Below are 20845 nucleotides of genomic sequence, written 5' to 3'. Positions count from 1 at the left end.
AAGCAGAACGCCACGCAAACTGCGTGGCGTTTTCGTCTGTACCGCTACAACGCTGGGAAACCGCTTACTGTCCGGCGATCGTCATCCGTTCGATGAGCACCGAGCCGGTCTGCTTGGTGCCCCGAGTGATCGTGTCCGCGCCGATCGCTACGACATGGCGGAACATCTCCTGCAAGGTGCTCGCGACGGTGATTTCCTCGACCGGATACTGGATCTTGCCGTTCTCGACCCAGAAGCCGGACGCGCCGCGCGAATAGTCGCCCGTCACGTAATTGACACCCTGACCCATCAGTTCGGTCAGCAGCAGCCCTGTACCGAGCTTCCTGAGCATTTCTTCGAAGTCGTCTTCCGCACGCGTGTTCGAGCTGAGCAGCGACAGGTTGTGCGAGCCGCCCGCGTTGCCGGTAGTCTGCATGCCCAGCTTGCGCGCCGAATAGGTCGAAAGGAAATAGCCTTCCACGACGCCGTCTTTCACCACCGAACGCTGCCGCGTTCGCACGCCTTCTTCGTCGAACGGCGCGCTGCCCATGGCGCGCGGCACGTGCGGATCTTCGACGATCTGCACATGCGGCGCGAACACAGGCTTGCCGAGACTATCGACGAGAAACGACGTCTTGCGATACAGCGCGCCGCCACTCGTAGCCTGTACGAACGCACCGAGCAGACCCGCGGCGAGCGGTGCTTCGAACAGCACCGGCACCTTGCGCGTGTCGAGACCACGCGCGCCGATGCGCGCAAGCGCGCGCTGCGCCGCGTAACGACCGACCGCTTCGGGGTCGGCCAGTTGCTCCGCGCTACGCGTAGACGTGTACCAGTCGTCGCGCTGCATGTTGCGGCCGCTGCCGGCAATCGGCGCGCAGGCGATGTAGTGACGCGAGTACGGATAGCCGGCGAGGAAACCGCGCGACGTGGCAAGCACGAACTGCGAGTGCTGCGCCGACACGCTCGCGCCTTCGGAGTTCTTGATTTGCGGATCGGTGGCGAACGCGGCGTCTTCCGCGCGACGGGCGATTTCCACGGCTTCGTCGGCGGACAGATTCCACGGATGATAGAGATCGAGGTCGCGCGGCTCGGTCTCGAGCAACTCTGCTTCGGCGAGCCCCGCACAATCGTCTTCCGCCGTGAAGCGGGCAATGTTGTACGCGGCCGCGACCGTGTCCTTTAGCGCTTGTGACGAGAAGTCGGAAGTACTCGCGTTGCCGCGCTTGTTGCCGATGAACACGGTCACGCCGACCATCTTGTCGCGGTTATGTTCGATCGTCTCGACTTCGCCGCGCCGCACGGAGACGGACAGGCCGTCGCCTTCGGAAATTTCGGTTGCCGCGTCGGTGCCGCCGAGCGACTTCGCGTGACGAAGGATGTCCGAGGCGATTTCCTTCAGTTCATCCTGGGTATGCGGAAAAAAGCGCTGCTTGACGTCCATGTCTGCTGCCATTGTCGTTGCCGTCCTGTTCGGGGCCGAGCGGCCCTTGGGTGTTCGCACACGCCGCGCCGTTCAGTGCGCCATATGCGCTGCTCATATGCGCGTCAGTCTGCGTTTGCCGTGCGTTCGAGCGCACTAACGCATCCCGCGATCATATCAAGCTAAGCGCTGCCGCACCTGGCATTCGCTGCTCGCTTCGGGCAATGGCCGCTGCCGTGCACGGCTGCGCAGCCGGTTCGTCGGGCCTGGCACGCTACAATATCGGCATGACACGCAAAACCCGCATTCAACCCATCGAATCCGCCGAGCCGGAAGTCGACGAAAACGGCTATGACCGTCCGAGCAAGTCGCAGCTCAAGCGCGAAATGCACGAGCTGCAGGAACTCGGCGCGGCGCTGATCGCGCTGCCCAAAGACGCGCTTAAGCGCATGCCGATGCCGGAAAAGCTCGACGACGCCGTGCGCGAGGCGCGCCGCATCACCGATCACGAAGGCAAGCGCCGTCAGGTGCAGTACGTCGGGCGCGTGATGCGCTCGTTGCTGGACGAGGAAACCGCCGCGCTGCGCACCGCGCTCGACACTTATAACGGTGTCAACAAGGCGGAAACGGCCAAGCTGCACTGGATCGAGCGCACTCGCGAAAAACTGCTTGCCGACGACGCCGCGCTGACCGATTTCATCCGCCAGCATCCGAATGCCGATCCGCAGCAAGGCCGCACGCTGATCCGCAACGCCCGCAAGGAAGCCGAGCAGAACAAGCCGCCGCGTTACTTCCGCGAGTTGTTCCAGTGGATCAAGAACGCGGACGGCCCCGCAGCAGCGACCGATTCCGATGCCGACGACGCTCTGGAAGACGACGATGACGACCGCGACGCCTGACACCAAGCTGAAGCGCAATCACCCCGACGAGATCCTGATCGGCCTCGTGTCGATCAGCGATCGCGCATCCACCGGCGTCTACGAAGACAAAGGCATTCCGGCGTTGCAGGATTGGCTCGGCGCCGCGTTGAGTTCGCCGTGGCAGGTGGTCACGCGCCTCATTCAGGACGACGCATCGACCATCTCGGCAACGCTCACGGAACTTGTTGACGAAGTCGGCTGCGATCTCGTGCTGACCACGGGCGGCACTGGCCCGTCGCGGCGCGACGTGACGCCCGAAGCCACGCTCGCGGTCGCTACGAAGGAAATGCCGGGATTCGGCGAACAGATGCGGCAGATCAGCCTGAACTTCGTGCCGACCGCAATCCTGTCGCGCCAGGTCGCGGTGATCCGCGAGACGGCGGATCACGCGGCGCTGATCATCAACCTGCCGGGTCAGCCGAAGTCGATCAAGGAAACGCTGGGAGGCCTGCGCGATGCCGACGCCGACGCCAGCGGCACGGTGACAGTGCCCGGCATCTTTGCGGCGGTCCCCTACTGCATCGATCTGATCGGTGGGCCGTACGTGGAGACCAATGCGGAAGTGGTGAAGGCGTTCCGGCCGAAGAGCGCGGTGCGCGCCCCTCGTCAGGCTTAGCTTATTCCGCGTTGAGGGAGGCGTCCGGCGTCGGCGGAATCAGGAAGTGCTCCCGGTAGTACTTCAGTTCGTCGATCGACTCGTGAATGTCGGCAAGCGCCGTGTGCAGCGCGCGCTTCTGAAAACCCTTGTAGATTGCCGGCTGCCAGCGTCGGCACAGCTCCTTGAGCGTGCTGACGTCGAGATTGCGGTAATGGAAGAAGCTCTCCAGTTCCGGCATCCAGCGCGCCATGAAGCGGCGGTCCTGGCAGATCGAGTTGCCGCACATCGGCGACTTGCCGGGTGGCACATGTGCGCTGAGAAAATTGCGAATCTGTTCGGTGGCCTCGGCTTCGCTCACCGTAGATGCCTTCACGCGGTCGATCAGTCCCGACCGGCCGTGTGTGTTCTGATTCCACTGGTCCATCCTGGCGAGCGTCTCGTCGCTCTGATGAATCGCCAGAACCGGGCCCTCGACCATTCTGTCGAGTGTCGAATTCGTCACCACCACCGCAATTTCGATGATGCGGTCCGAATCCGGGTCGAGTCCGGTCATTTCCATGTCCAGCCAGATGAGATTCATGTCGCTGCGCACGAGCGGCAGCTGTTGCGCGGATTCGGGAATGTCGGTCATGAAGGCAGTCCTGATGGCCGGGCAGGAAGCTTGCGGGAAGCCCCGTTGCCGCGGCGGTTGGTCGTTTGAGATGGTTTGAGCATGTCCCCGCTGCGAGGCGGGAAGAAACATATAATTCTCGCATAGATACCACGGAATCCACGGATGCCTACCCTGTACTTCACCGTTCTGTTCGTCGTCGCCGTCGTGGCGATGGTCGGCACCAAACTCTGGCTCGCGTCGCGGCAAATCCGCTTCGTCGCCGGCCATCGCGAGCAGGTGCCGAGCCAGTTTGCCGGCACCATCGCGCTGAGTGCGCACCAGCGCGCCGCCGACTACACCGTCGAGCGCACGCGTCTCACGATGATCGAAATCGTCGTCGGCGCCGCCGTGCTGATCGGCCTGACACTGCTCGGCGGCGTGCAGGCACTCGATCTCGCGATCACGGACTGGCTCGGCCGCGGCTACGTCGGCCAGATCGCACTGGTCGCGGCCGTGATCGCGATTACCAGCGCGATCGACCTGCCATTCGATTACTTCCGGCAATTCGTCATCGAGCAACGCTTCGGCTTTAACCGGATGAGCAAGCGCATTTTCATCGTCGACCGGTTGAAGGGCGTGTTGCTCGGCGCCGCGTTCGGTCTGCCGTTGCTGTTCGTCGTACTGTGGCTGATGAACCAGGCGGGCAGCTTCTGGTGGCTGTGGACGTGGATCGTCTGGGTCGTCTTCCAGATGCTCGTGCTGGTGCTGTACCCGTCGTTTATCGCACCGCTTTTCAACAAGTTCGAACCGCTCAAGGACGAAGCGCTGAAAAGCCGCATCGAGGCGCTGATGAAACGCTGCGGCTTCGCGGCCAAAGGGCTCTTCGTCATGGACGGCAGCCGCCGCTCCGCGCACGGCAACGCGTATTTCACCGGCTTCGGCGCGGCCAAGCGAATCGTGTTCTTCGACACGCTGCTTGCGCGCCTGTCGGGCAGCGAGATCGAAGCCGTGCTCGCGCACGAACTCGGCCATTTCAAGCGCCGTCACGTGATCAAGCGGATGCTGGTCACGTTCGCGCTCAGCCTCGCCATGCTCGCCTTGCTCGGCTGGCTCACGCAGTGCGTGTGGTTCTACGAAGGGCTGGGCGTGCGGCCGTCGCTAGTCGGCGGTAATAGCGGACTCGCGCTCGTGCTGTTCTTCCTTGCACTGCCTGTGTTCGTGTTCTTCGTGACGCCGCTCGGCAGTCTCACGTCGCGCAAGCATGAGTTCGAGGCCGATGCATTCGCCGCCACGCAAACCCACGCGCAAGACCTCGTCAACGCCCTCGTCAAGCTGTATGAAGACAATGCGTCCACGCTGACGCCCGATCCGCTCTACACCGCGTTCTATTACTCGCATCCGCCTGCGTCGCAGCGGATCGACCGACTGTTGCGTCACGCATGAGCGGCCGCCCTCAGAAAGCGCCGCGCGCGCCGTCCAGCACGCGCGTAGGCGGCCTCGTGGTGGCCGCGCATGGCCGCCACTATCTGGTAGCGCCAGAAGACGGCGGCCCGATGCTCCAATGCTTCCCACGCGGCAAGCGCAGCGAAGTCGCAGTGGGCGACCGCGTGATCTACGAGCCCACTTCCGCGGACCAGGGCGTGATCGTCGAAATCGGCGAGCGGCGCAATCTGCTCTATCGTTCGGATCAGTACAAGTCGAAATTGTTCGCCGCGAATCTCGACCAGTTGCTGATCGTGCTCGCGACAGAGCCGCATTTCAGCGAAGACCTGCTCGGCCGGGCGCTCGTCGCAGCGGAAGCCAACGAACTGAAACCGTTGATCGTGCTGAACAAGATCGACGTGACCGATGCGCTCGAAGGCGCCCGCAAACGGCTGGAGCCGTATCGCGCGCTCGGCTACACAGTCGTGGAAGTGTCGATCAAGGCGCAACCCGAGGCCGCTCGCACCGCGTTGATCGAACACTTGCGCGGTCATTCGACGCTATTGCTCGGCCAGTCCGGCATGGGCAAGTCCACGCTCGTGAATCTGCTGATTCCGGACGCCGAAGTTGCCACGCGCGAGATCTCAACGGCGTTGAACAGCGGCCGCCATACGACGACGTTCACGCGTCTATATCCGCTGCCGAATTTCGCCCGCAATGACACAGCGGACATCGCGCGCGACACTCGCCGCGTGGATGGCGAAGGCGGCGCACTGATCGACTCGCCGGGCTTCCAGGAATTCGGCCTGCATCATCTGACCGAAGGCCGGCTCGAACGCGCGTTTCCGGAGTTCCGGCCGCTCTTGCCCAATTGCCGCTTTTACAACTGCCATCACCTGCAAGAGCCGGGCTGCGCGATCCTCGAGGCGGTCGCCGATGGCCGTATCCGCCGCGAACGCCATGCGTTATACGCGCAACTCGTGCACGAAGCCAGTCAGGTCGTACGCTGACATGAGGCTGATGCGCGCGCCGAACCTGATCATCGGACAGCATTGGGTCAATGTGCTGGCCGCGGCCGGCATTGCGTGCGAGTTGCACAACCGCTACCTGAACGGCGCGCTCGGCGATATTCCCGCCGATCAATGCGCGCCTGAGCTCTGGCTCGTAGACGACCGCGACGAGACCATAGCGCGTCGCTTGATCGATGCCGCGTCGCAAGGTCCAGCGGCGGGCGCGCCTGGCTGGCAGTGCCGCCAGTGCGGTGAGAGGCTCGAAGCGCAATTCACCGTGTGCTGGCAGTGCGGTACCGCGCGCGATCCGTTGGACGGGTGATTCGCGCCTTCACAGTACGACACGAGCTGATGCGCTTCATGCGATGCTGTTCAGACTGACGCGACGTGATCGATGTTCTGCCCTCAGCGGACCATCGCTCTCGAAGCGCCATGAGCCGGAGAAGGACGTAAAAAAAGCCGGGGTAACCCGGCTTTCTTACGTTCGCATACGCGTGAGATCAAGCGAGCCACACGGCGATTGTCAGCATGAGCAACAGGATCATCCACAGTACGACTGCGCGCCACACCAGCCCGACGGCCGACTGCAGCGTGCGCGGCGTGCAATCGTCGCCGACTTGCATGGGACCGCCGTCGCCGGTGGCGAGCGCGTCGAGACTCGACGGCTCCGCGAGCGGTCCGCTCAGACGCGCACCGAGCGCGCCACTGCCGGCGGCCAGCAACACGCCGTCATTCGCATCCGGCCACTGACGCGCATGGTTACGCCATGCATAGATCGCGTCTTCGAAATTTCCGACAATCGCAAAGCCCAGCGACGTCAGCCGCGCCGGCACCCAGTCGATCACGAAAAATGCGCGCTGCGCGAAACTTGAAAACGCGATGGTACGGTCGTCGACCGGACGCGCCCATGTACGCGAGAGATATTCGGCGATGCGATACAGCACCGCGCCCGCCGGCCCGACCGGAATCAGGAACCAGAAGAAAACGCCGAAAACGTGGCGATGCGACGCGACGACTGCGTGAATCAGCGTATGGCGCACGATCTCGCTGACCGGCATGTCTAGCGTGTCGAGGCCGGTCCATTCGTTGAGAATTTCACGGGCGCGCGGCACATCGTCGTTATTGAGCGCGAGATGAATGTCCGTAAAGTAATGGCTGAACTGGCGAAAGCCCAGCGTGAAGTACAGCACCGCGACGTTCCACAGGAACGCCAGCGCGAAATGGATGTTGTACAGAACGTAGTAGACGAGCGCGACGACGAGCGTCCACGGGACCACTACGACGAGCCACGCAAGAAGGCCGTGCTTGGGCTTGCCCGCATCGAATCCGTGCGCCGCCGACTCCGCATGGTATTGAAGCAGCGCGGATACCGGATTGTTCGGCGACAGTGCGCGCACCTGTTCAATGATCAGAGCCAGCAATACGGAAAAAAAAGTCATGCGATGCGCCGTGCTTTTCGAGTTTTACGATTGTTTCATAACGATAGCACAGGGTCGGATGCCGCTGAGCGAGGTCGTTGCCAAACATCCGGCGACCGTGCGCGTCACCTCGCCTCAAGCTGTTAGAAAGCGATAGAAATTGCGCAGCATGGCGGCCGTCGCGCCCCAGATGAAATAGTGGCTGCCCGTGCCGTCGTCTCTTTCAGCCGCCTCCAATGACGCGCCGCGCGGGTACGGCATAGCGAAGAAACGCCGTTCGCCTCCTTCGTAACGGAACACGCGTTCTTCGTGATGCGCCGGGTTCATCAGAAATGCGAGCGGCACTTCGAATACTTCTGCGACCTCCAGCGCGTCCGCTTTCAATGCGAACGGCGGATGTACGAGGCCGATTACCGGCGTCACGCGAAAACCCGTGCCCGTCAGATAGTCGGGCAGCGCGCCAAGCACCTCGACGCGCGACGGCGCCAGGCCTACTTCCTCCTGCGCTTCGCGCAAAGCAGTGGCAGTGGCGTCTGCGTCGAACGGTTCCTGCCGGCCACCAGGGAAGCTGACCTGGCCTGCGTGATCGTTAAGATGGTCGGCACGCTGCGTGAGCAGCACCGTCAGGCCATTTGCGCGGATTACGAGCGGGACCAGTACAGAGGCGACACGCGGATCGCCCTGAGTATTGCGCCACGGCGTCTCGACGATCGGCTCGGGTGTCCAGCAAAGATGCTGTTTGAAACGGCGGCGCAGACCATCGGGCGTAAGACGCTCCGCGTGCACTGGCGGCAAGTGGGCGCCGGTCGCTTCGACAGGCAGAGTTTCAGGTTCAAAGGCGGGGCGGATCAACGGATCTCTCGAGTGAGCGGTAGCGGTGATGCCGCTATTTTGACCTGGCAAACAAAAAAGCACCCGCGAGGGGTGCTTTTTCTTACAGCATTTACGCCTGGGAAGCAGCGCGGTCTTTCGAGACCAGCTTTTCCTTGATTCGAGCCGACTTGCCCGAACGGTCGCGCAGGTAGTACAGCTTCGCACGACGCACGTCGCCACGACGCTTCACGACGATGCTTGCCAGCAGCGGCGAGTATGTCTGGAACGTACGCTCGACGCCTTCGCCCGACGAAATCTTACGGACGATGAACGACGAATTCAGACCACGGTTACGCTTGGCGATCACGACGCCTTCGTAAGCCTGAACACGCTTACGCGTACCTTCAACCACGTTCACGCTGACAATCACCGTATCGCCAGGAGCGAATTCGGGAATGGTCTTTTCGCCGAGGGCGCGCGCAATTTCTTCCTGCTCGAGTTTTGCAATCAGATTCATCACTGACTCCTAAGTCCATCTTGTCGGCGTTCGTACCTGCCTCGCATGAAAATGCCCGGCTACGGCCCCGATAGAGGATGGGTTCACATCAGGCGCCGTACACGCATGTGCGGCGCCGCCTGGTGTCCGCTCGAAAGACCGAAGCTTTACGCCTTCGGCTCTTCCTTCGCGAGACTTGCAAGCCATGCCTCGTCGGCACGGCTCAACATCTTGTTTTTCCTAGCCTTGACGATCAGGTCAGGCCGCTTGCGCAACGTGTTCCGCAAGGCCTCGCGCCGACGCCATGCTTCGATCTCTGCGTGATGGCCGCCAAGCAGCACATCAGGCACGCGCACGCCTTGGTATTCCTCGGGCCGCGTGTAGTGCGGACAATCGAGCAGCACGTCGACAAAACTGTCCTGCACCGCCGACTGCGAATCATTGAGCACGCCCGGCAGCTGGCGCACGACCGCATCCATCAAGGCCATGGCGGGCAACTCTCCGCCCGACAGCACGAAGTCGCCAAGACTGACTTCTTCGTCGACAACGCGGTCGAGCAAACGCTGATCGATCGCTTCGTAACGCCCGCACAGCAAGATTAGTCCCGGCTGCGCGGCGAACTTCATGACACGCTCGTGATTCAACGTGGCGCCTTGCGGCGACATCATCACCACGCGCGGCGCGCCGATGCCCTGCTCCGCCTGCGCCGCCCTGGCTGCGCCAATCGCATCTTCCAGCGGCTTGGCCAGCATGACCATGCCGGGGCCGCCGCCGTATGGGCGATCGTCGATCGTGCGGTAGTTGTCGGTCGTGAAATCACGCGGGTTCCACGTGCGCAACCCATAGCGCTCCTGCTTTGCTGCCCGACTGGTTATACCCCAGTCGGTAAGCGCACGAAACATTTCGGGAAAGAGCGTGACGACATCGAACTGCATCGCTCTCTCCGTTTTAGCGAACTCGATTTGCTGAACTGTCAATAATCGGCTTCCCAGTCGACGATGATCTGCTTTGCCGCCTGGTCCACCGTCTTGACGAACACACCGACGAACGGGATCAAACGCTCGGCGGTGACCGGCTTGCCGATTTTGTCGGCTGCCGCATATTCGACGCGCAAAACCGAATGCGCACCGTTGTCGATCATGTCTGCCACCTTGCCCAGGTTGACGCCGGCAAGGTTCACCACATCGAGGCCGAGCAGGTCGACCCAGTAGAATTCGTCGGCTTCCAGCGCCGGGAATTCGCTGCGGCTGATATAGACGCGAGAGCCGCGCAGTGACAACGCCGCATCACGGTCAGTGACGCCGCCCAGATGGGCCACCACACTGTCGCTATGCGTTTTCGCCTGCAATGACGGCGCCGACTTCCGCTCGCGGCCTTTCATCAGCCACCAGCGCTTTGCACTGAGCAAAGCGTCGCCGCCATGGCCGGCATCCGCGTGAGCAGCTACCTTGACCCAGCCTTTGAGACCGTATGCGTCGACGATTGCGCCGACTTCGACCGCGTCGGCCGGCCAACTCTCCGCCGTTTCCGCGCGCATTGCTGCTGCCTCGGAACCGGCGTTTGCAACATTGGCTTTCGCCTTGCCTTCGGCCCGCTCGACCGGCTTGCGGACGAATGCACCGAATGGCGCCTGACCAGACGTCTTCGTACGTGAGCTCGCACCTTTCGGCGGCTCTTGTGTCGGCTCTTTGGCCTTTACGCGACCTGAACTGCCGGAATCACGCTCGGACATGATTGAGCCTCACAACGAACTTCGACGCCTGCTTCGGCAAAAAATCTTGCGTATCGGACTGCTCATGCAAGTTGCGCGAGCCGCCGGCCAAACCGACGACGATCCGCATGCGAGCTACCATTAAGCAGCCGGCTGCGCCTTTTGCGCTTCTTTCACGAGACGCTGGACGGTCGGCGACAGTTGTGCGCCAACGCCTTGCCAGTACGTGAGGCGGTCTTGAGCGATACGCAGGGCTTCGCCCTTCGTAGCGACCGGGTTGTAAAAGCCAACGCGCTCGATGAAGCGGCCGTCACGACGGTTACGCGAGTCGGTTGCGACGATGTTGTAGAACGGGCGCTTCTTGGAGCCGCCACGAGCCAAGCGGATGATGACCATACTAGAATCCTTGAAAACCGGGGTTCGGAACGACTGAAACACGCGATTATAGCGGGAAACTGACGCCATAACAAACACTTACCGGGATAAACTGCGCAGCGCGGTTGCGCCGCCCATACAGCACGGGTGGTCGGCGGCGCCCAGAAGCCCGAACAACCTGACGGAACGCCTTGTGAAACCACTGTCCCGAGCCGCTCTCGTACTCCTCTACTTCGCCCGTCGGACCGCTAATGCCTCGCTCTGTCGCGGTTTTCGCGCGGTAGCGGCAGGGCTCCTGGCCTCCTTCGCGTGCAATGTGTTTGCCGCGCTCCCAGTCGAACGCATCAAGCTGCCGGCCGGTTTTCGCATTGAGGTTTTGTCGGACGCAGTACCGAGCGCTCGCGCCATGACGTTGTCGCCGAAAGGCGTTCTATATATAGGCAGTCTCGACGGCCACGTATACGCGCTCCAGCTGCAGGACGGACGCGCGACCGGGCGCCATGTGGTGGCCTCGGGCCTGGAGACTCCGGTCGGCGTGGCCTGGCATAACGGAGCGCTGTACGTCTCCGCGGTGTCGAAGATTTTACGCTTCGACTCGATTGATACGCGCCTTAACGCGCCGCCCAAGCCAGTCGTGGTGACGGACAAACTGCCGGGCGAGACTCATCATGGCGCGAAATTCATTGCTTTCGGACCGGACGGCAAGCTTTACGTGCCGCAAGGCGCGCCCTGCAACGTCTGCGGGAAAGACCGCGACCGCTACGCGATGATCGGCCGCATGGACCCGGACGGCAACCATTACGAAGTCGTGGCGCGCGGTGTGCGCAATACGGTTGGGTTTGCCTGGCATCCGGCGACGCACGAGCTATGGTTCACCGATAACGGTCGCGACCTGCTGGGCGACGACGCACCCGACGACGAACTCAACCGCGCCCCGCGCGTCGGCATGGACTTCGGCTTTCCGTACTGCCACGCCGGCGTCATTCCCGATCCGGAATTTGGCGAGGGCCACCCATGCAGCGCGTACACGCCGCCCGTCGCCAAGCTAGGTGCGCACGTCGCCGCGCTCGGTATGCGCTTCTATAGCGGCTCCATGTTCCCGCCCGACTACCGCGCCAACATTTTCATTGCCGAGCACGGTTCCTGGAACCGAAGCAAGAAGTCCGGTTACCGCGTGATGCGCGTCGTCACGGACGCGGACGGCAGTCATGCGCGTCAGGAGGTGTTCGCCGAAGGATGGCTCCAGTCGGGAGAAACCGTCTGGGGCCGCCCGGCCGATGTCCTGCCGCTGCCCGACGGGTCACTGCTTATCAGCGACGACTACGCCGGCGCTATCTATCGCGTCACTTACTCTGCGCCTTGAACGCCCGTCCGGCCGCTCCACGTTTCAGTGGGCCAGCAGTCAATCTAGTCAGACGGTGCTCCCGACACGGGAACCATCAAGCCAGACGGCAACATGCCCGAGTCCCATGAGGCCGTACGCCGCGTGACCGGCCGCACGCGAGCGGCGTAGAATGCGCGACGGTCCGCGGCAACGGTGTGCCCGCTCCCTTGGCCACTCCTTCGGCCCGCGTTACTGACCGCCCGTTACTCTGCCCTCGCCTACATGTCCAAGCCAGTTTCGACCTCGACTTACTTTCGATCCAAAACTATTACCGCCGCACTAGCATTTTTCCTGGGCACCCTCGGCGCACATCGCTTCTACCTGTACGGACCGCGCGACCTTTTCGGCTGGGCTCACGTGATCGGCACGCTGATCGGCATTCCAGGCGCGATGTTGCTCGTGGCGAGCGAACGCGCTTCAATGCTCGGCTGGGTCCTGGCGTTCCCTGGCGCCGTCTCGCTTCTGGCTGCATTCCTCGCCGCGATCGTCTACGGCCTGCGCCCCGACGAAAAATGGGATAGGCAGTTCAACGCGCACACGCAGCGCACCAGCCGATCCGGCTGGACCGTAATCTTCGTGGTGATTTTTTCGCTGCTGATCGGGGCCTTCCTGTTGATGACCGGCCTCGCCATTTCCTTCCAGACCTACTTCGAAGGACAAGTTCAGGCGGCCAAAGCGCTTTCGCAATAGTCCGGCGCGCCGTGCAATGCTAGAACAGATCGAGTTGCGGATTGTCCGGGCTTGCCGCCGGAACGCGCTGCGCCTCGTTTCGCCGGAAGTGAGACATATCCAGAATGCCCCGGTCGCGCTGGTTCAGCCCTAAACGGCGCACCGCTTTGTGAAAACGCTGCTTAAGCAGATCGGCCCACAAACCTTCGCCCTTCATGCGGGCGGAAAAAGACGAGTCGTAGTCTTTACCACCGCGCATATCGCGCACGCGCGCCATGACCCGTTCGGCGCGATCGGGAAAATGCGCGGCGAGCCAGTCTTTGAAAAGCGGTGCGACCTCCCACGGCAACCTGAGCACGATATAGCTCGCATTGCTGGCGCCGGCTTCCGCGCACGCCTCGAGCACGCGCTCCATGTCGGGCTCGGTGACAAACGGAATGACGGGCGCAATGCTCACGCCGACCGGAATGCCGGCCTCGCTCAATGTTCGGATGGTTCGCAGCCGCCGCGAGGGCGTAGCCGCGCGAGGCTCCAGGGTACGGGCGATATCCGCGTCTAGCGTAGTGATCGTGATGGCTGCCATAAACTGACCACGAGCCGCCATAGGCGCAAGCAGATCCAGATCGCGCTCGATCAGCGACGACTTCGTGATGGCTGCAAATGGGTGATTGCGCTCGCTGAGCACCTCGACCACGCGGCGCGTGAGCCGCCAATCGCGTTCCGCGGGCTGCCAGGCGTCGGTATTCACGCCGAGCGCGATGGGCTCGGGCTCATACGACTTCTTCGAAAGCTCGCGCTGCAGCAATTCAGGCGCATTGACCTTCGCATAGATCCGGCTTTCGAAATCGAGTCCCGGCGAGAGCCCGAGATAACTGTGCGTGGGCCGCGCGAAACAATAGATACAGCCGTGTTCGCAACCGCGGTACGGGTTGAGCGACACGCTGAACGGGATATCCGGCGAACTATTGCGCGTGAGGATGCTCTTTGCCCTTTCCTCGAAAACTTGCGTACGCAGAACCTTCGGCGCTCCCTCTTCGTCCGGGACCGCGAGCCAGCCGTCGTCTACGGCTTCGCGCTGGTCAACTTCATAGCGTCCCTGCAAATTCGTTACCGCACCGCGCCCCTTGCGAGGCGCTGGCGGTGCGATCGGAAACTCGCGGACGGGAGAGACGTGGGATCTGGTCACGGCTAGCAGGAGACGAATGGAAAACGGCGCAGAACACCTGTATAAATATACAGTGTTTACGCCGTTTGTCGAGCCCTGCGGAAAACTAGCGCGTGGCTTCGTCGCCTACGGGAATGGTCAACGTTTCCTTGATTTCTTCCATCACGACATAGCTTTTAGACTGCACCGCGCCGGGGAGCTGCAGGAGGATGTCGCCGAGCAGCTTGCGGTAGTCCGCCATTTCGCCGATCCGCGCCTTGATCAGATAGTCGAAGTCGCCCGACACGAGGTGGCATTCGAGCACTTCGGGGATTTTCTGCACTTCACGCCGAAACTGGTCGAACATGTTGCCGCTTTTGTGATCCAGCGTGATCTCCACGAACACGAGCAGTGCCGCGCCCAGTTCGGCCGGATTCACGCGCGCGTAGTAGCCGGTAATGACGCCGTCGCGCTCCATGCGCTTGACGCGCTCGATACACGGCGTGACCGACAGTCCGACCTGCTCCGCGAGGTCTTTCATGGCCATGCGGCCGTCCTGCTGCAGCAGACGGAGAATCTTGTGATCGAGCTTGTCGAGAGCTCGGACCGGCTGGCGCTGCGTACGCATAGTGTTTCTTCTGAAAATCGCAAAAATACAATAACAAAACCTGCAGGCTCGACCATAGTATAGCGGTTAACACTGGGCGAACCTCGTTACACCTCGTTAATCGCACGAATCCGCACGAACCAACGAGCGCACCGCCCCCGAATCTTTGCGAATTTTCCGGAGCAGCTATGCGAGTCGTCGTTTTGGGCAGTGGCGTCGTCGGCGTGACGAGTGCGTATTACCTGGCACGAGCGGGTCATGAAGTGACCGTTATCGATCGGGAAGCCGGCCCGGCGCTCGAAACCAGTTTCGCCAACGCCGGGCAGATCTCGCCCGGCTATGCGTCGCCGTGGGCTGCACCGGGCGTGCCGCTGAAAGCCGTCAAGTGGATGTTCCAGAAACACGCACCGCTCGCAATCCGCCTCGACGGCACGCAGTTCCAGTTGCAATGGATGTGGCAAATGCTGCAGAACTGCACCGAGTCGCGCTATGCGGTCAACAAGGGCCGCATGGTCCGTCTTGCCGAATACAGCCGCGATTGCCTTCAGGCACTCCGAGCGGAGACCGGCATTCAGTACGAAGGCCGCACTGGCGGCACACTGCAGGTGTTCCGCACGCAGCAGCAATTCGACGGCGCGGCGAAAGACATCGCCGTGCTGCGCGAAGCCAATGTGCCGTACGAGCTGCTCACGGCCGCCGAACTGGCGCAGGCGGAACCGGCGCTCGCCGCCGTCTCCCACAAGCTGACCGGCGGTCTGCGCCTGCCGGGCGACGAAACCGGCGACTGTCAGATGTTCACCACGCGCCTTGCCGCGCTGGCCGAGCAACTGGGTGTCAAATTCCGCTACAACACGCCGATCGACGCACTCGCCATGGCCGCAGATCGCATTGCCGGCGTGCAATGCGGCAACGAACTGGTGCGCGCCGATTCGTTCGTGGTCGCGCTGGGTTCGTATTCGACGAAATTCCTGTCCGGGCTCGTGAAGATTCCGGTGTATCCGCTCAAGGGCTACTCGATCACGGCGCCTATCGTCAATGAAGCGGCCGCGCCCGTTTCCACGGTGCTGGACGAAACCTACAAGATCGCGATCACCCGTTTCGACAACCGGATTCGCGTGGGCGGCATGGCTGAGATCGTCGGCTTCGACAAGTCGTTGCGCCAGGCGCGCCGTGAAACGCTGGAACTGTGCGTGAACGACCTGTTCCCGGGTGGCGGCGATACGTCGAAGGCGAGCTTCTGGACCGGGCTGCGGCCCATGACGCCGGACGGCACACCGATCGTCGGACGCACGCCGGTGGCGAATCTGTTCCTGAACACTGGCCACGGCACACTCGGCTGGACCATGTCGTGCGGTTCGGGGCAATTGCTCGCCGACGTCATCTCGGGCAAGCAGCCTGCCATCAAGGCAGACGATCTGTCGGTACATCGCTATCTCGGCGACACCGGCGGCGCGCATCGTCCGGCTTATGCGTGAAGCGTGACTGTGCGAGCTCGTGAGACTTGACGCATAGAGCGTCGTCAGCCGGTTCGTGACTGCACGAAGCGACTCGTAACAAGAGAAACGGCGCCTTGCTACAAGGCGCCGTTTGCATTTACAGGGCAATGTCTAGCGACAGACCGTATCAGAACTGGTCCGCCGACAACGCGAGCACGCCCTCGCCGCCCTTCGCGCTGACAATCGACGCTTCGAGCGCGGACGCAAGCGGCAACACATGCTCCGCATAGAATTGCGCGGTCGCGATTTTCGCGCTGTAAAACGCCGGGTCTTCGTCGCGCTTCTGGGCGGCGACGAGCAGTGCACGCGCCATCTGCCAGCCGCCGAGCACAATCCCGGCGAGCTTCAGATAAGGCACGCTCCCGGCAAACACGGCGTTCGGATCCTCTTTCGTGTTCGCGACGACGAAATCGATCGCAGCGCTCAACGAGCGCTGCCCTTGCCCGAGATACTTTCTCATCGACTGGAACGCAGGCCCTTGCTGCGCACCGAGCGATTCGACGGTCTCGGCGACGCCCGCGAGCAGCGACTTCGCAACCTTGCCGCCATCACGCACCGTCTTGCGGCCGATCAGATCGTTTGCCTGAATCGCAGTCGTACCTTCGTAAATCGGCAGAATGCGCGCATCGCGGTAATACTGCGCGGCGCCCGTTTCCTCGATGAAACCCATGCCGCCGTGCACCTGCACGCCGAGGCTCGTCACGTCGATCGACAGCTCGGTGCTCCAGCCCTTCACGATCGGCACGAGGAATTCATAAATCGCCTGGTGGCTCGCACGCGTCGCTTCGTCCGGATGACGATGCGCGATGTCGCAATGTCCTGCCGCGACGTAAGCGAGCGCACGCGACGCTTCCGTGAGCGCGCGCATAGTCGACAGCATGCGGCGCACGTCCGGATGCTGAATGATCGCAACCGGCTGTTTTGCAGAGCCGTCGACGGGACGGCTTTGTACGCGGTCCTTCGCATACGCGACCGCCTTCTGATACGCGCGATCCGACACGCCGACGCCCTGCATGCCAACAGCAAAACGAGCCGCGTTCATCATGATGAACATGTACTCGAGGCCGCGATTTTCCTCGCCGATCAGGTGCCCGATCGCGCCGCCGTGATCGCCGAATTGCAGTACCGCGGTCGGGCTCGCCTTGATGCCGAGCTTGTGTTCGATCGACACGCAGTGCACGTCGTTACGCTCGCCGAGCGAACCGTCTTCATTGATCAGAAACTTTGGAACGATAAAGAGCGAAATGCCCTTCACGCCTTCAGGCGCATTCGGCGTGCGCGCCAGCACGAGATGCGCGATGTTCTTCGCCATGTCGTGCTCGCCCCACGTGATGAAAATCTTCGTGCCGAAGAGCTTGAACGAACCGTCGCCTTGCGGCTCGGCACGCGTGCGCACGAGCGCGAGGTCAGAGCCGGCTTGCGGCTCGGTGAGGTTCATCGTGCCGGTCCATTCGCCGGAAACCAGCTTGGGCACATAGGTCTGTTTCTGCGCGTCGGTGCCGGCGGTCAGCAGCGCTTCGATCGCGCCGTCGGTCAGCAACGGACACAACGCGAATGACAGGTTCGACGCGTTCAGCATTTCGATACACGCGGTCGCGATCAGCTTGGGCAAGCCCTGACCTTCATAGTCGACAGGATGCTGCACGCCCTGCCAGCCGCCTTCGCCAAACTGGCGGAACGCTTCCTTGAAGCCCGGCGTCGCGGTGACCACGCCGTCTTTCCAACTGCTCGGATTGCGATCGCCTTCCACATTCAGCGGAGCCAGCACTTCGCCGCATAGTTTCGCCGACTCTTCCAGCACGGCCTGGGCGGTGTCCAGATTCGCGTCCTCGAAGCCTGGCAGCGTCGCGATCTGCTCGAGATCCGCCAGTTCTTTCATCACGAACAGCATGTCCTTGATAGGCGCCGTATAGCTCATTGTGTTCTCCTCCTGCCTTGATGGAAAAAGGGCGCCGGACTTGTTGGTCCCGCGCCCTTTATATGTCGCCTAACGCCTTTGAATGGCTTTTATACGGCGCCCGGACGCTTAGCCGAGTTCGGTGACGAGTTCCGGCACCAGCGTGAACAGATCGCCAACAAGGCCATAATCGGCGACGCTGAAAATCGGCGCTTCCGGGTCTTTGTTGATGGCGACGATCACCTTGCTGTCCTTCATGCCCGCCAGATGCTGGATCGCGCCGGAGATGCCGACCGCCACGTACAGTTGCGGCGCGACGATCTTGCCGGTCTGGCCGACCTGATAGTCGTTAGGCACGAAGCCCGCGTCCACTGCTGCACGCGATGCACCCAGCGCCGCGTTCAGCTTGTCGGCCAGCGGCTCGAGAACCTTGGTGTAGTTCTCACCGTTGCCCAGGCCGCGCCCGCCCGAAACGATGATCTTCGCCGACGTCAGTTCCGGACGATCCAGCTTCGTCACTTCACGGCTGACGAACTGCGAGATGCCCGCGTCCGCGGCTGCTTCGATCTTCTCTATCGTCGCGCTGCCGCCTTCGGCGGCAACTGCGTCGAAGCCCGTTGTGCGTACGGTAATGACCTTGATCGGATCAGCCGACTGCACCGTCGCGATAGCGTTGCCCGCGTAGATCGGGCGCTCGAACGTGTCCGGGGAATCGACCGCGGTGATATCGCTGATCTGCGCGACGTCGAGCTTCGCTGCGATACGCGGCGCGATGTTCTTGCCGTAGGCGGTGGCCGGCGCGAAGATGTGCGAGTAGTCTTTCGCGATGTTCAGCACCGTTGCTTCTACGTTTTCAGCGAGCCCTTCGGCGAGTTGCGGCGCGTCGGCCAGCAACACTTTGGAAACACCGACGATCTTCGCCGCCGCATCCGCTGCAGCCTGCGCATTTTGACCTGCGACCAGCACATGAATATCGCCGCCGACCTTCTGCGCGGCTGCGATCGTATTCAGCGTTGCGCCCTTGATCGACGTATTGTCGTGTTCTGCTATTACAAGATTCACCAGATTCGTCATTTCATTCGTCTCCGTGCGCTGCTCACAGCACCTTGGCTTCGGTCTTCAGCTTCTCGACCAGCGTCTTCACATCCGGCACCTTCACACCGGCGGAGCGCTTGGGCGGCTCGACAACCTTCAGCGTTTTCAGACGCGGCGTGACATCGACGCCGAGGTCTTCAGGCTTGATCGTTTCGAGCGGCTTTTTCTTCGCCTTCATGATGTTCGGCAGCGTCACATAGCGCGGCTCGTTCAGGCGGAGGTCGGTGGTGACCACTGCGGGCAGCGTGAGCGACAGCGTTTCGGCGCCGCCGTCCACTTCGCGCGAAACCGTTGCCTTGCCGTCGGCCACGACCACTTTCGACGCGAACGTTGCCTGCGGCAGGTTAGCCAGTGCGGCAAGCATCTGACCTGTCTGGTTCGAATCGTCGTCGATGGCCTGCTTGCCGAGAATCACCAGTTGCGGCTGCTCCTTGTCGACCAGCGCCTTGAGCAGCTTGGCGACAGCCAGCGGCTGCAATTCTTCCGTGGACTCGATCAGGATCGCGCGGTCCGCGCCGATGGCCAGCGCCGTGCGCAGCGTTTCCTGCGATTGCGTGACACCGGCCGACACCGCGATCACCTCGGTCGCGACACCGGCTTCTTTCAGACGCACGGCCTCTTCAACCGCGATTTCGTCGAACGGATTCATCGACATCTTTACGTTCGCAATGTCGACGCCCGTGCCGTCCGACTTGACTCGGACCTTCACGTTGTAATCGACCACTCTCTTGACTGGCACCAGGATTTTCATGCACACGCTCCAAAGTTACGAATACGTCAACCCAACGAACATTATAGCGACTGCCTCACTGCAGCCTTATCGCGGGTGTTCTAGCACGAGGATATCGCTCCCCAGTGGCGTGACGGCAATATCGAACGGTCGTTCTATTTTAATCGCAAAAAAACCCGGGCAGCAACCCCGGGTTCTCACTTACGACTCTAGTTCTCATATCGCCGAGGTGTCTTGCCGTTTCTGGAGCCGCTCGACTCACCAGGCGGTGATGACAGCGCCGCCGAACTTGCCCTCGACAAACTGCTTCACTTCCGGCGAATGGTAAGCCGCCACCAGCTTGGCGACCCACGGCTTATTCCTGTCCGCCTCGCGGATCGCGATGATGTTCACGTACGGACCCTTCGGGTCTTCGATCGCGATCGCGTCCTGCTTCGGCTTCAACCCTGCTTCCATGGCGAAGTTGGTGTTGATCGCCGCAGCATCCACGTCGTTGAGCGAGCGCGGAATCTGCGCGGCGTCGAGTTCGACGATCTTCAGCTTCCGGGGATTGTCGACGATGTCGAGCGGCGTAGCCTTCAGACCCGCGTCGGCGCGCAACTTCAGAAGCCCCTGCTTTTGCAGCAGCAGAAGCGCGCGGCCGCCGTTGGTCGGGTCGTTCGGCACCGCGATCTTCGCGCCCGGCTGCAGGTCGGCCAGCGTCTTCACTTTCTTCGAATAGATGCCCATCGGATACGTGACCGTATCGGCGACACGAATCAGCTTGTAGCCGCGGTCCTTCACCTGCGCCTGCAAGTACGGGTCGTGCTGATAGCTGTTTGCGTCGAGGTCGCCGCCGGCGAGCGCCGCGTTCGGCTGCACGTAGTCGGAGAATTCGACGATCTTGATGTTCAGACCGTTCTTTGCCGCGACAGTCTTCACGACTTCCATGATCTGCGCGTGCGGACCGCCGGTGACGCCGACCTTGATCGCGTCTTCAGCGTGAGCCGCGTTGGCGCCGAACATCGATACGGCACCGAGCGCCGCGGCGAGCTTGAAAATGAAACGACGTTGCATGATGGACCTT

22 protein-coding genes are annotated in these 20845 nt (G+C 62.1%); 8 read left to right on the top strand and 14 right to left on the bottom strand.

The window, feature by feature from the left end; all coding sequences use genetic code 11:
* Positions 1–64: 64 nt before the first annotated feature.
* Positions 65–1435 carry a metalloprotease PmbA gene (pmbA, locus tag BCA01S_RS07830; protein ID WP_020069344.1) on the bottom strand — a complete coding sequence of 457 codons (1371 nt, stop codon included), beginning with the start codon at positions 1433–1435 and terminating at the stop codon, positions 65–67.
* A 254-nt stretch (positions 1436–1689) separates the two neighbouring features.
* Here pmbA and yjgA point away from each other — a divergent pair, with 254 nt between their 5' ends.
* Together yjgA and mog are read left to right on the top strand one after the other, a co-directional pair.
* Positions 1690–2301, top strand: a complete 612-nt coding sequence (gene yjgA, locus BCA01S_RS07825) for a ribosome biogenesis factor YjgA (RefSeq protein WP_027776449.1) — start codon at positions 1690–1692, stop codon at positions 2299–2301.
* On the top strand, positions 2282–2938 hold the full coding sequence (mog, locus tag BCA01S_RS07820) for a molybdopterin adenylyltransferase (protein ID WP_042318229.1): 657 nt from the start codon (positions 2282–2284) through the stop codon (positions 2936–2938). Before yjgA ends, mog begins: the two co-directional genes overlap by 20 nt.
* A gap of 1 nt (position 2939) precedes the next feature.
* Here mog and orn read toward each other — a convergent pair whose 3' ends face one another.
* Positions 2940–3551 carry an oligoribonuclease gene (gene orn / locus BCA01S_RS07815; RefSeq protein WP_027776447.1) on the bottom strand — a complete coding sequence of 204 codons (612 nt, stop codon included), beginning with the start codon at positions 3549–3551 and terminating at the stop codon, positions 2940–2942.
* A 144-nt stretch (positions 3552–3695) separates the two neighbouring features.
* Between orn and BCA01S_RS07810 the strand changes: the two genes are divergently transcribed.
* From BCA01S_RS07810 to BCA01S_RS07800, 3 genes are read left to right on the top strand one after another with little or no spacing between them, the layout of a single operon-like run.
* Positions 3696–4955, top strand: a complete 1260-nt coding sequence (locus tag BCA01S_RS07810) for a M48 family metallopeptidase (RefSeq protein ID WP_027776446.1) — start codon at positions 3696–3698, stop codon at positions 4953–4955.
* Positions 4952–5944, top strand: a complete 993-nt coding sequence (rsgA, locus tag BCA01S_RS07805) for a ribosome small subunit-dependent GTPase A (RefSeq protein ID WP_027776445.1) — start codon at positions 4952–4954, stop codon at positions 5942–5944. Before BCA01S_RS07810 ends, rsgA begins: the two co-directional genes overlap by 4 nt.
* 1 nt (position 5945) lies before the next feature.
* The gene (locus BCA01S_RS07800; protein WP_027776444.1) at positions 5946–6266 is read left to right on the top strand and encodes a putative signal transducing protein; all 321 of its coding nucleotides are present in this window, start codon (positions 5946–5948) and stop codon (positions 6264–6266) included.
* A gap of 178 nt (positions 6267–6444) precedes the next feature.
* Here the strand turns inward: BCA01S_RS07800 and BCA01S_RS07795 are convergent, their stop codons facing one another.
* From BCA01S_RS07795 to rpsP, 6 genes are all read right to left on the bottom strand, one after another.
* Positions 6445–7383, bottom strand: a complete 939-nt coding sequence (locus tag BCA01S_RS07795; protein WP_020069336.1) for a CobD/CbiB family protein — start codon at positions 7381–7383, stop codon at positions 6445–6447.
* Between the two features lie 114 nt (positions 7384–7497).
* Positions 7498–8214: a CoA pyrophosphatase gene (locus BCA01S_RS07790; RefSeq protein ID WP_027776443.1), complete on the bottom strand. Its 717-nt coding sequence runs from the start codon at positions 8212–8214 to the stop codon at positions 7498–7500.
* Positions 8215–8305: 91 nt separating this feature from the next.
* Complete coding sequence (rplS, locus tag BCA01S_RS07785; protein WP_020069334.1) at positions 8306–8692, bottom strand: 50S ribosomal protein L19; 387 nt, start codon at positions 8690–8692, stop codon at positions 8306–8308.
* 146 nt (positions 8693–8838) lie between these two features.
* Positions 8839–9606 (bottom strand): tRNA (guanosine(37)-N1)-methyltransferase TrmD, encoded by a 768-nt coding sequence (gene trmD, locus BCA01S_RS07780; protein WP_027776442.1) that lies wholly within the window; start codon positions 9604–9606, stop codon positions 8839–8841.
* Positions 9607–9644: 38 nt separating this feature from the next.
* Positions 9645–10403 (bottom strand): ribosome maturation factor RimM, encoded by a 759-nt coding sequence (gene rimM, locus BCA01S_RS07775; protein ID WP_027776441.1) that lies wholly within the window; start codon positions 10401–10403, stop codon positions 9645–9647.
* 120 nt (positions 10404–10523) lie between these two features.
* A complete protein-coding gene (gene rpsP, locus BCA01S_RS07765; protein ID WP_006400702.1) occupies positions 10524–10778 on the bottom strand; it encodes a 30S ribosomal protein S16 in 255 nt (84 codons plus the stop codon).
* A gap of 172 nt (positions 10779–10950) precedes the next feature.
* Here rpsP and BCA01S_RS07760 point away from each other — a divergent pair, with 172 nt between their 5' ends.
* Together BCA01S_RS07760 and BCA01S_RS07755 are read left to right on the top strand one after the other, a co-directional pair.
* Positions 10951–12120: a PQQ-dependent sugar dehydrogenase gene (locus BCA01S_RS07760; RefSeq protein ID WP_084166822.1), complete on the top strand. Its 1170-nt coding sequence runs from the start codon at positions 10951–10953 to the stop codon at positions 12118–12120.
* A 243-nt stretch (positions 12121–12363) separates the two neighbouring features.
* Positions 12364–12831 (top strand): NINE protein, encoded by a 468-nt coding sequence (locus BCA01S_RS07755; RefSeq protein ID WP_027776439.1) that lies wholly within the window; start codon positions 12364–12366, stop codon positions 12829–12831.
* Positions 12832–12850: 19 nt separating this feature from the next.
* Here BCA01S_RS07755 and BCA01S_RS07750 read toward each other — a convergent pair whose 3' ends face one another.
* Together BCA01S_RS07750 and BCA01S_RS07745 are read right to left on the bottom strand one after the other, a co-directional pair.
* The gene (locus BCA01S_RS07750; RefSeq protein WP_027776438.1) at positions 12851–13996 is read right to left on the bottom strand and encodes a PA0069 family radical SAM protein; all 1146 of its coding nucleotides are present in this window, start codon (positions 13994–13996) and stop codon (positions 12851–12853) included.
* Between the two features lie 85 nt (positions 13997–14081).
* Positions 14082–14582: an Lrp/AsnC ligand binding domain-containing protein gene (locus BCA01S_RS07745; protein ID WP_013340120.1), complete on the bottom strand. Its 501-nt coding sequence runs from the start codon at positions 14580–14582 to the stop codon at positions 14082–14084.
* 167 nt (positions 14583–14749) lie between these two features.
* Here BCA01S_RS07745 and BCA01S_RS07740 point away from each other — a divergent pair, with 167 nt between their 5' ends.
* Positions 14750–16036 (top strand): D-amino acid dehydrogenase, encoded by a 1287-nt coding sequence (locus BCA01S_RS07740; RefSeq protein ID WP_027776437.1) that lies wholly within the window; start codon positions 14750–14752, stop codon positions 16034–16036.
* Between the two features lie 148 nt (positions 16037–16184).
* Here the strand turns inward: BCA01S_RS07740 and BCA01S_RS07735 are convergent, their stop codons facing one another.
* The 4 genes from BCA01S_RS07735 to BCA01S_RS07720 all read right to left on the bottom strand — a co-directional run bounded on the left by BCA01S_RS07735 (position 16185) and on the right by BCA01S_RS07720 (position 20835).
* Entirely contained in the window at positions 16185–17975 is a 1791-nt protein-coding gene (locus BCA01S_RS07735; protein ID WP_027776436.1) for an acyl-CoA dehydrogenase, read from the bottom strand.
* A gap of 108 nt (positions 17976–18083) precedes the next feature.
* Positions 18084–19019 (bottom strand): electron transfer flavoprotein subunit alpha/FixB family protein, encoded by a 936-nt coding sequence (locus tag BCA01S_RS07730; protein ID WP_027776435.1) that lies wholly within the window; start codon positions 19017–19019, stop codon positions 18084–18086.
* Positions 19020–19050: 31 nt separating this feature from the next.
* On the bottom strand, positions 19051–19800 hold the full coding sequence (locus tag BCA01S_RS07725; RefSeq protein WP_027776434.1) for an electron transfer flavoprotein subunit beta/FixA family protein: 750 nt from the start codon (positions 19798–19800) through the stop codon (positions 19051–19053).
* A 237-nt stretch (positions 19801–20037) separates the two neighbouring features.
* Positions 20038–20835 (bottom strand): MetQ/NlpA family ABC transporter substrate-binding protein, encoded by a 798-nt coding sequence (locus BCA01S_RS07720; RefSeq protein WP_027776433.1) that lies wholly within the window; start codon positions 20833–20835, stop codon positions 20038–20040.
* Between the last annotated feature and the right edge of the window lie 10 nt (positions 20836–20845).

This window comes from Paraburkholderia caledonica NBRC 102488 (assembly GCF_000685095.1).
GTDB lineage: Bacteria > Pseudomonadota > Gammaproteobacteria > Burkholderiales > Burkholderiaceae > Paraburkholderia > Paraburkholderia caledonica.
This window is presented reverse-complemented; position numbering and strand designations above follow the sequence as displayed.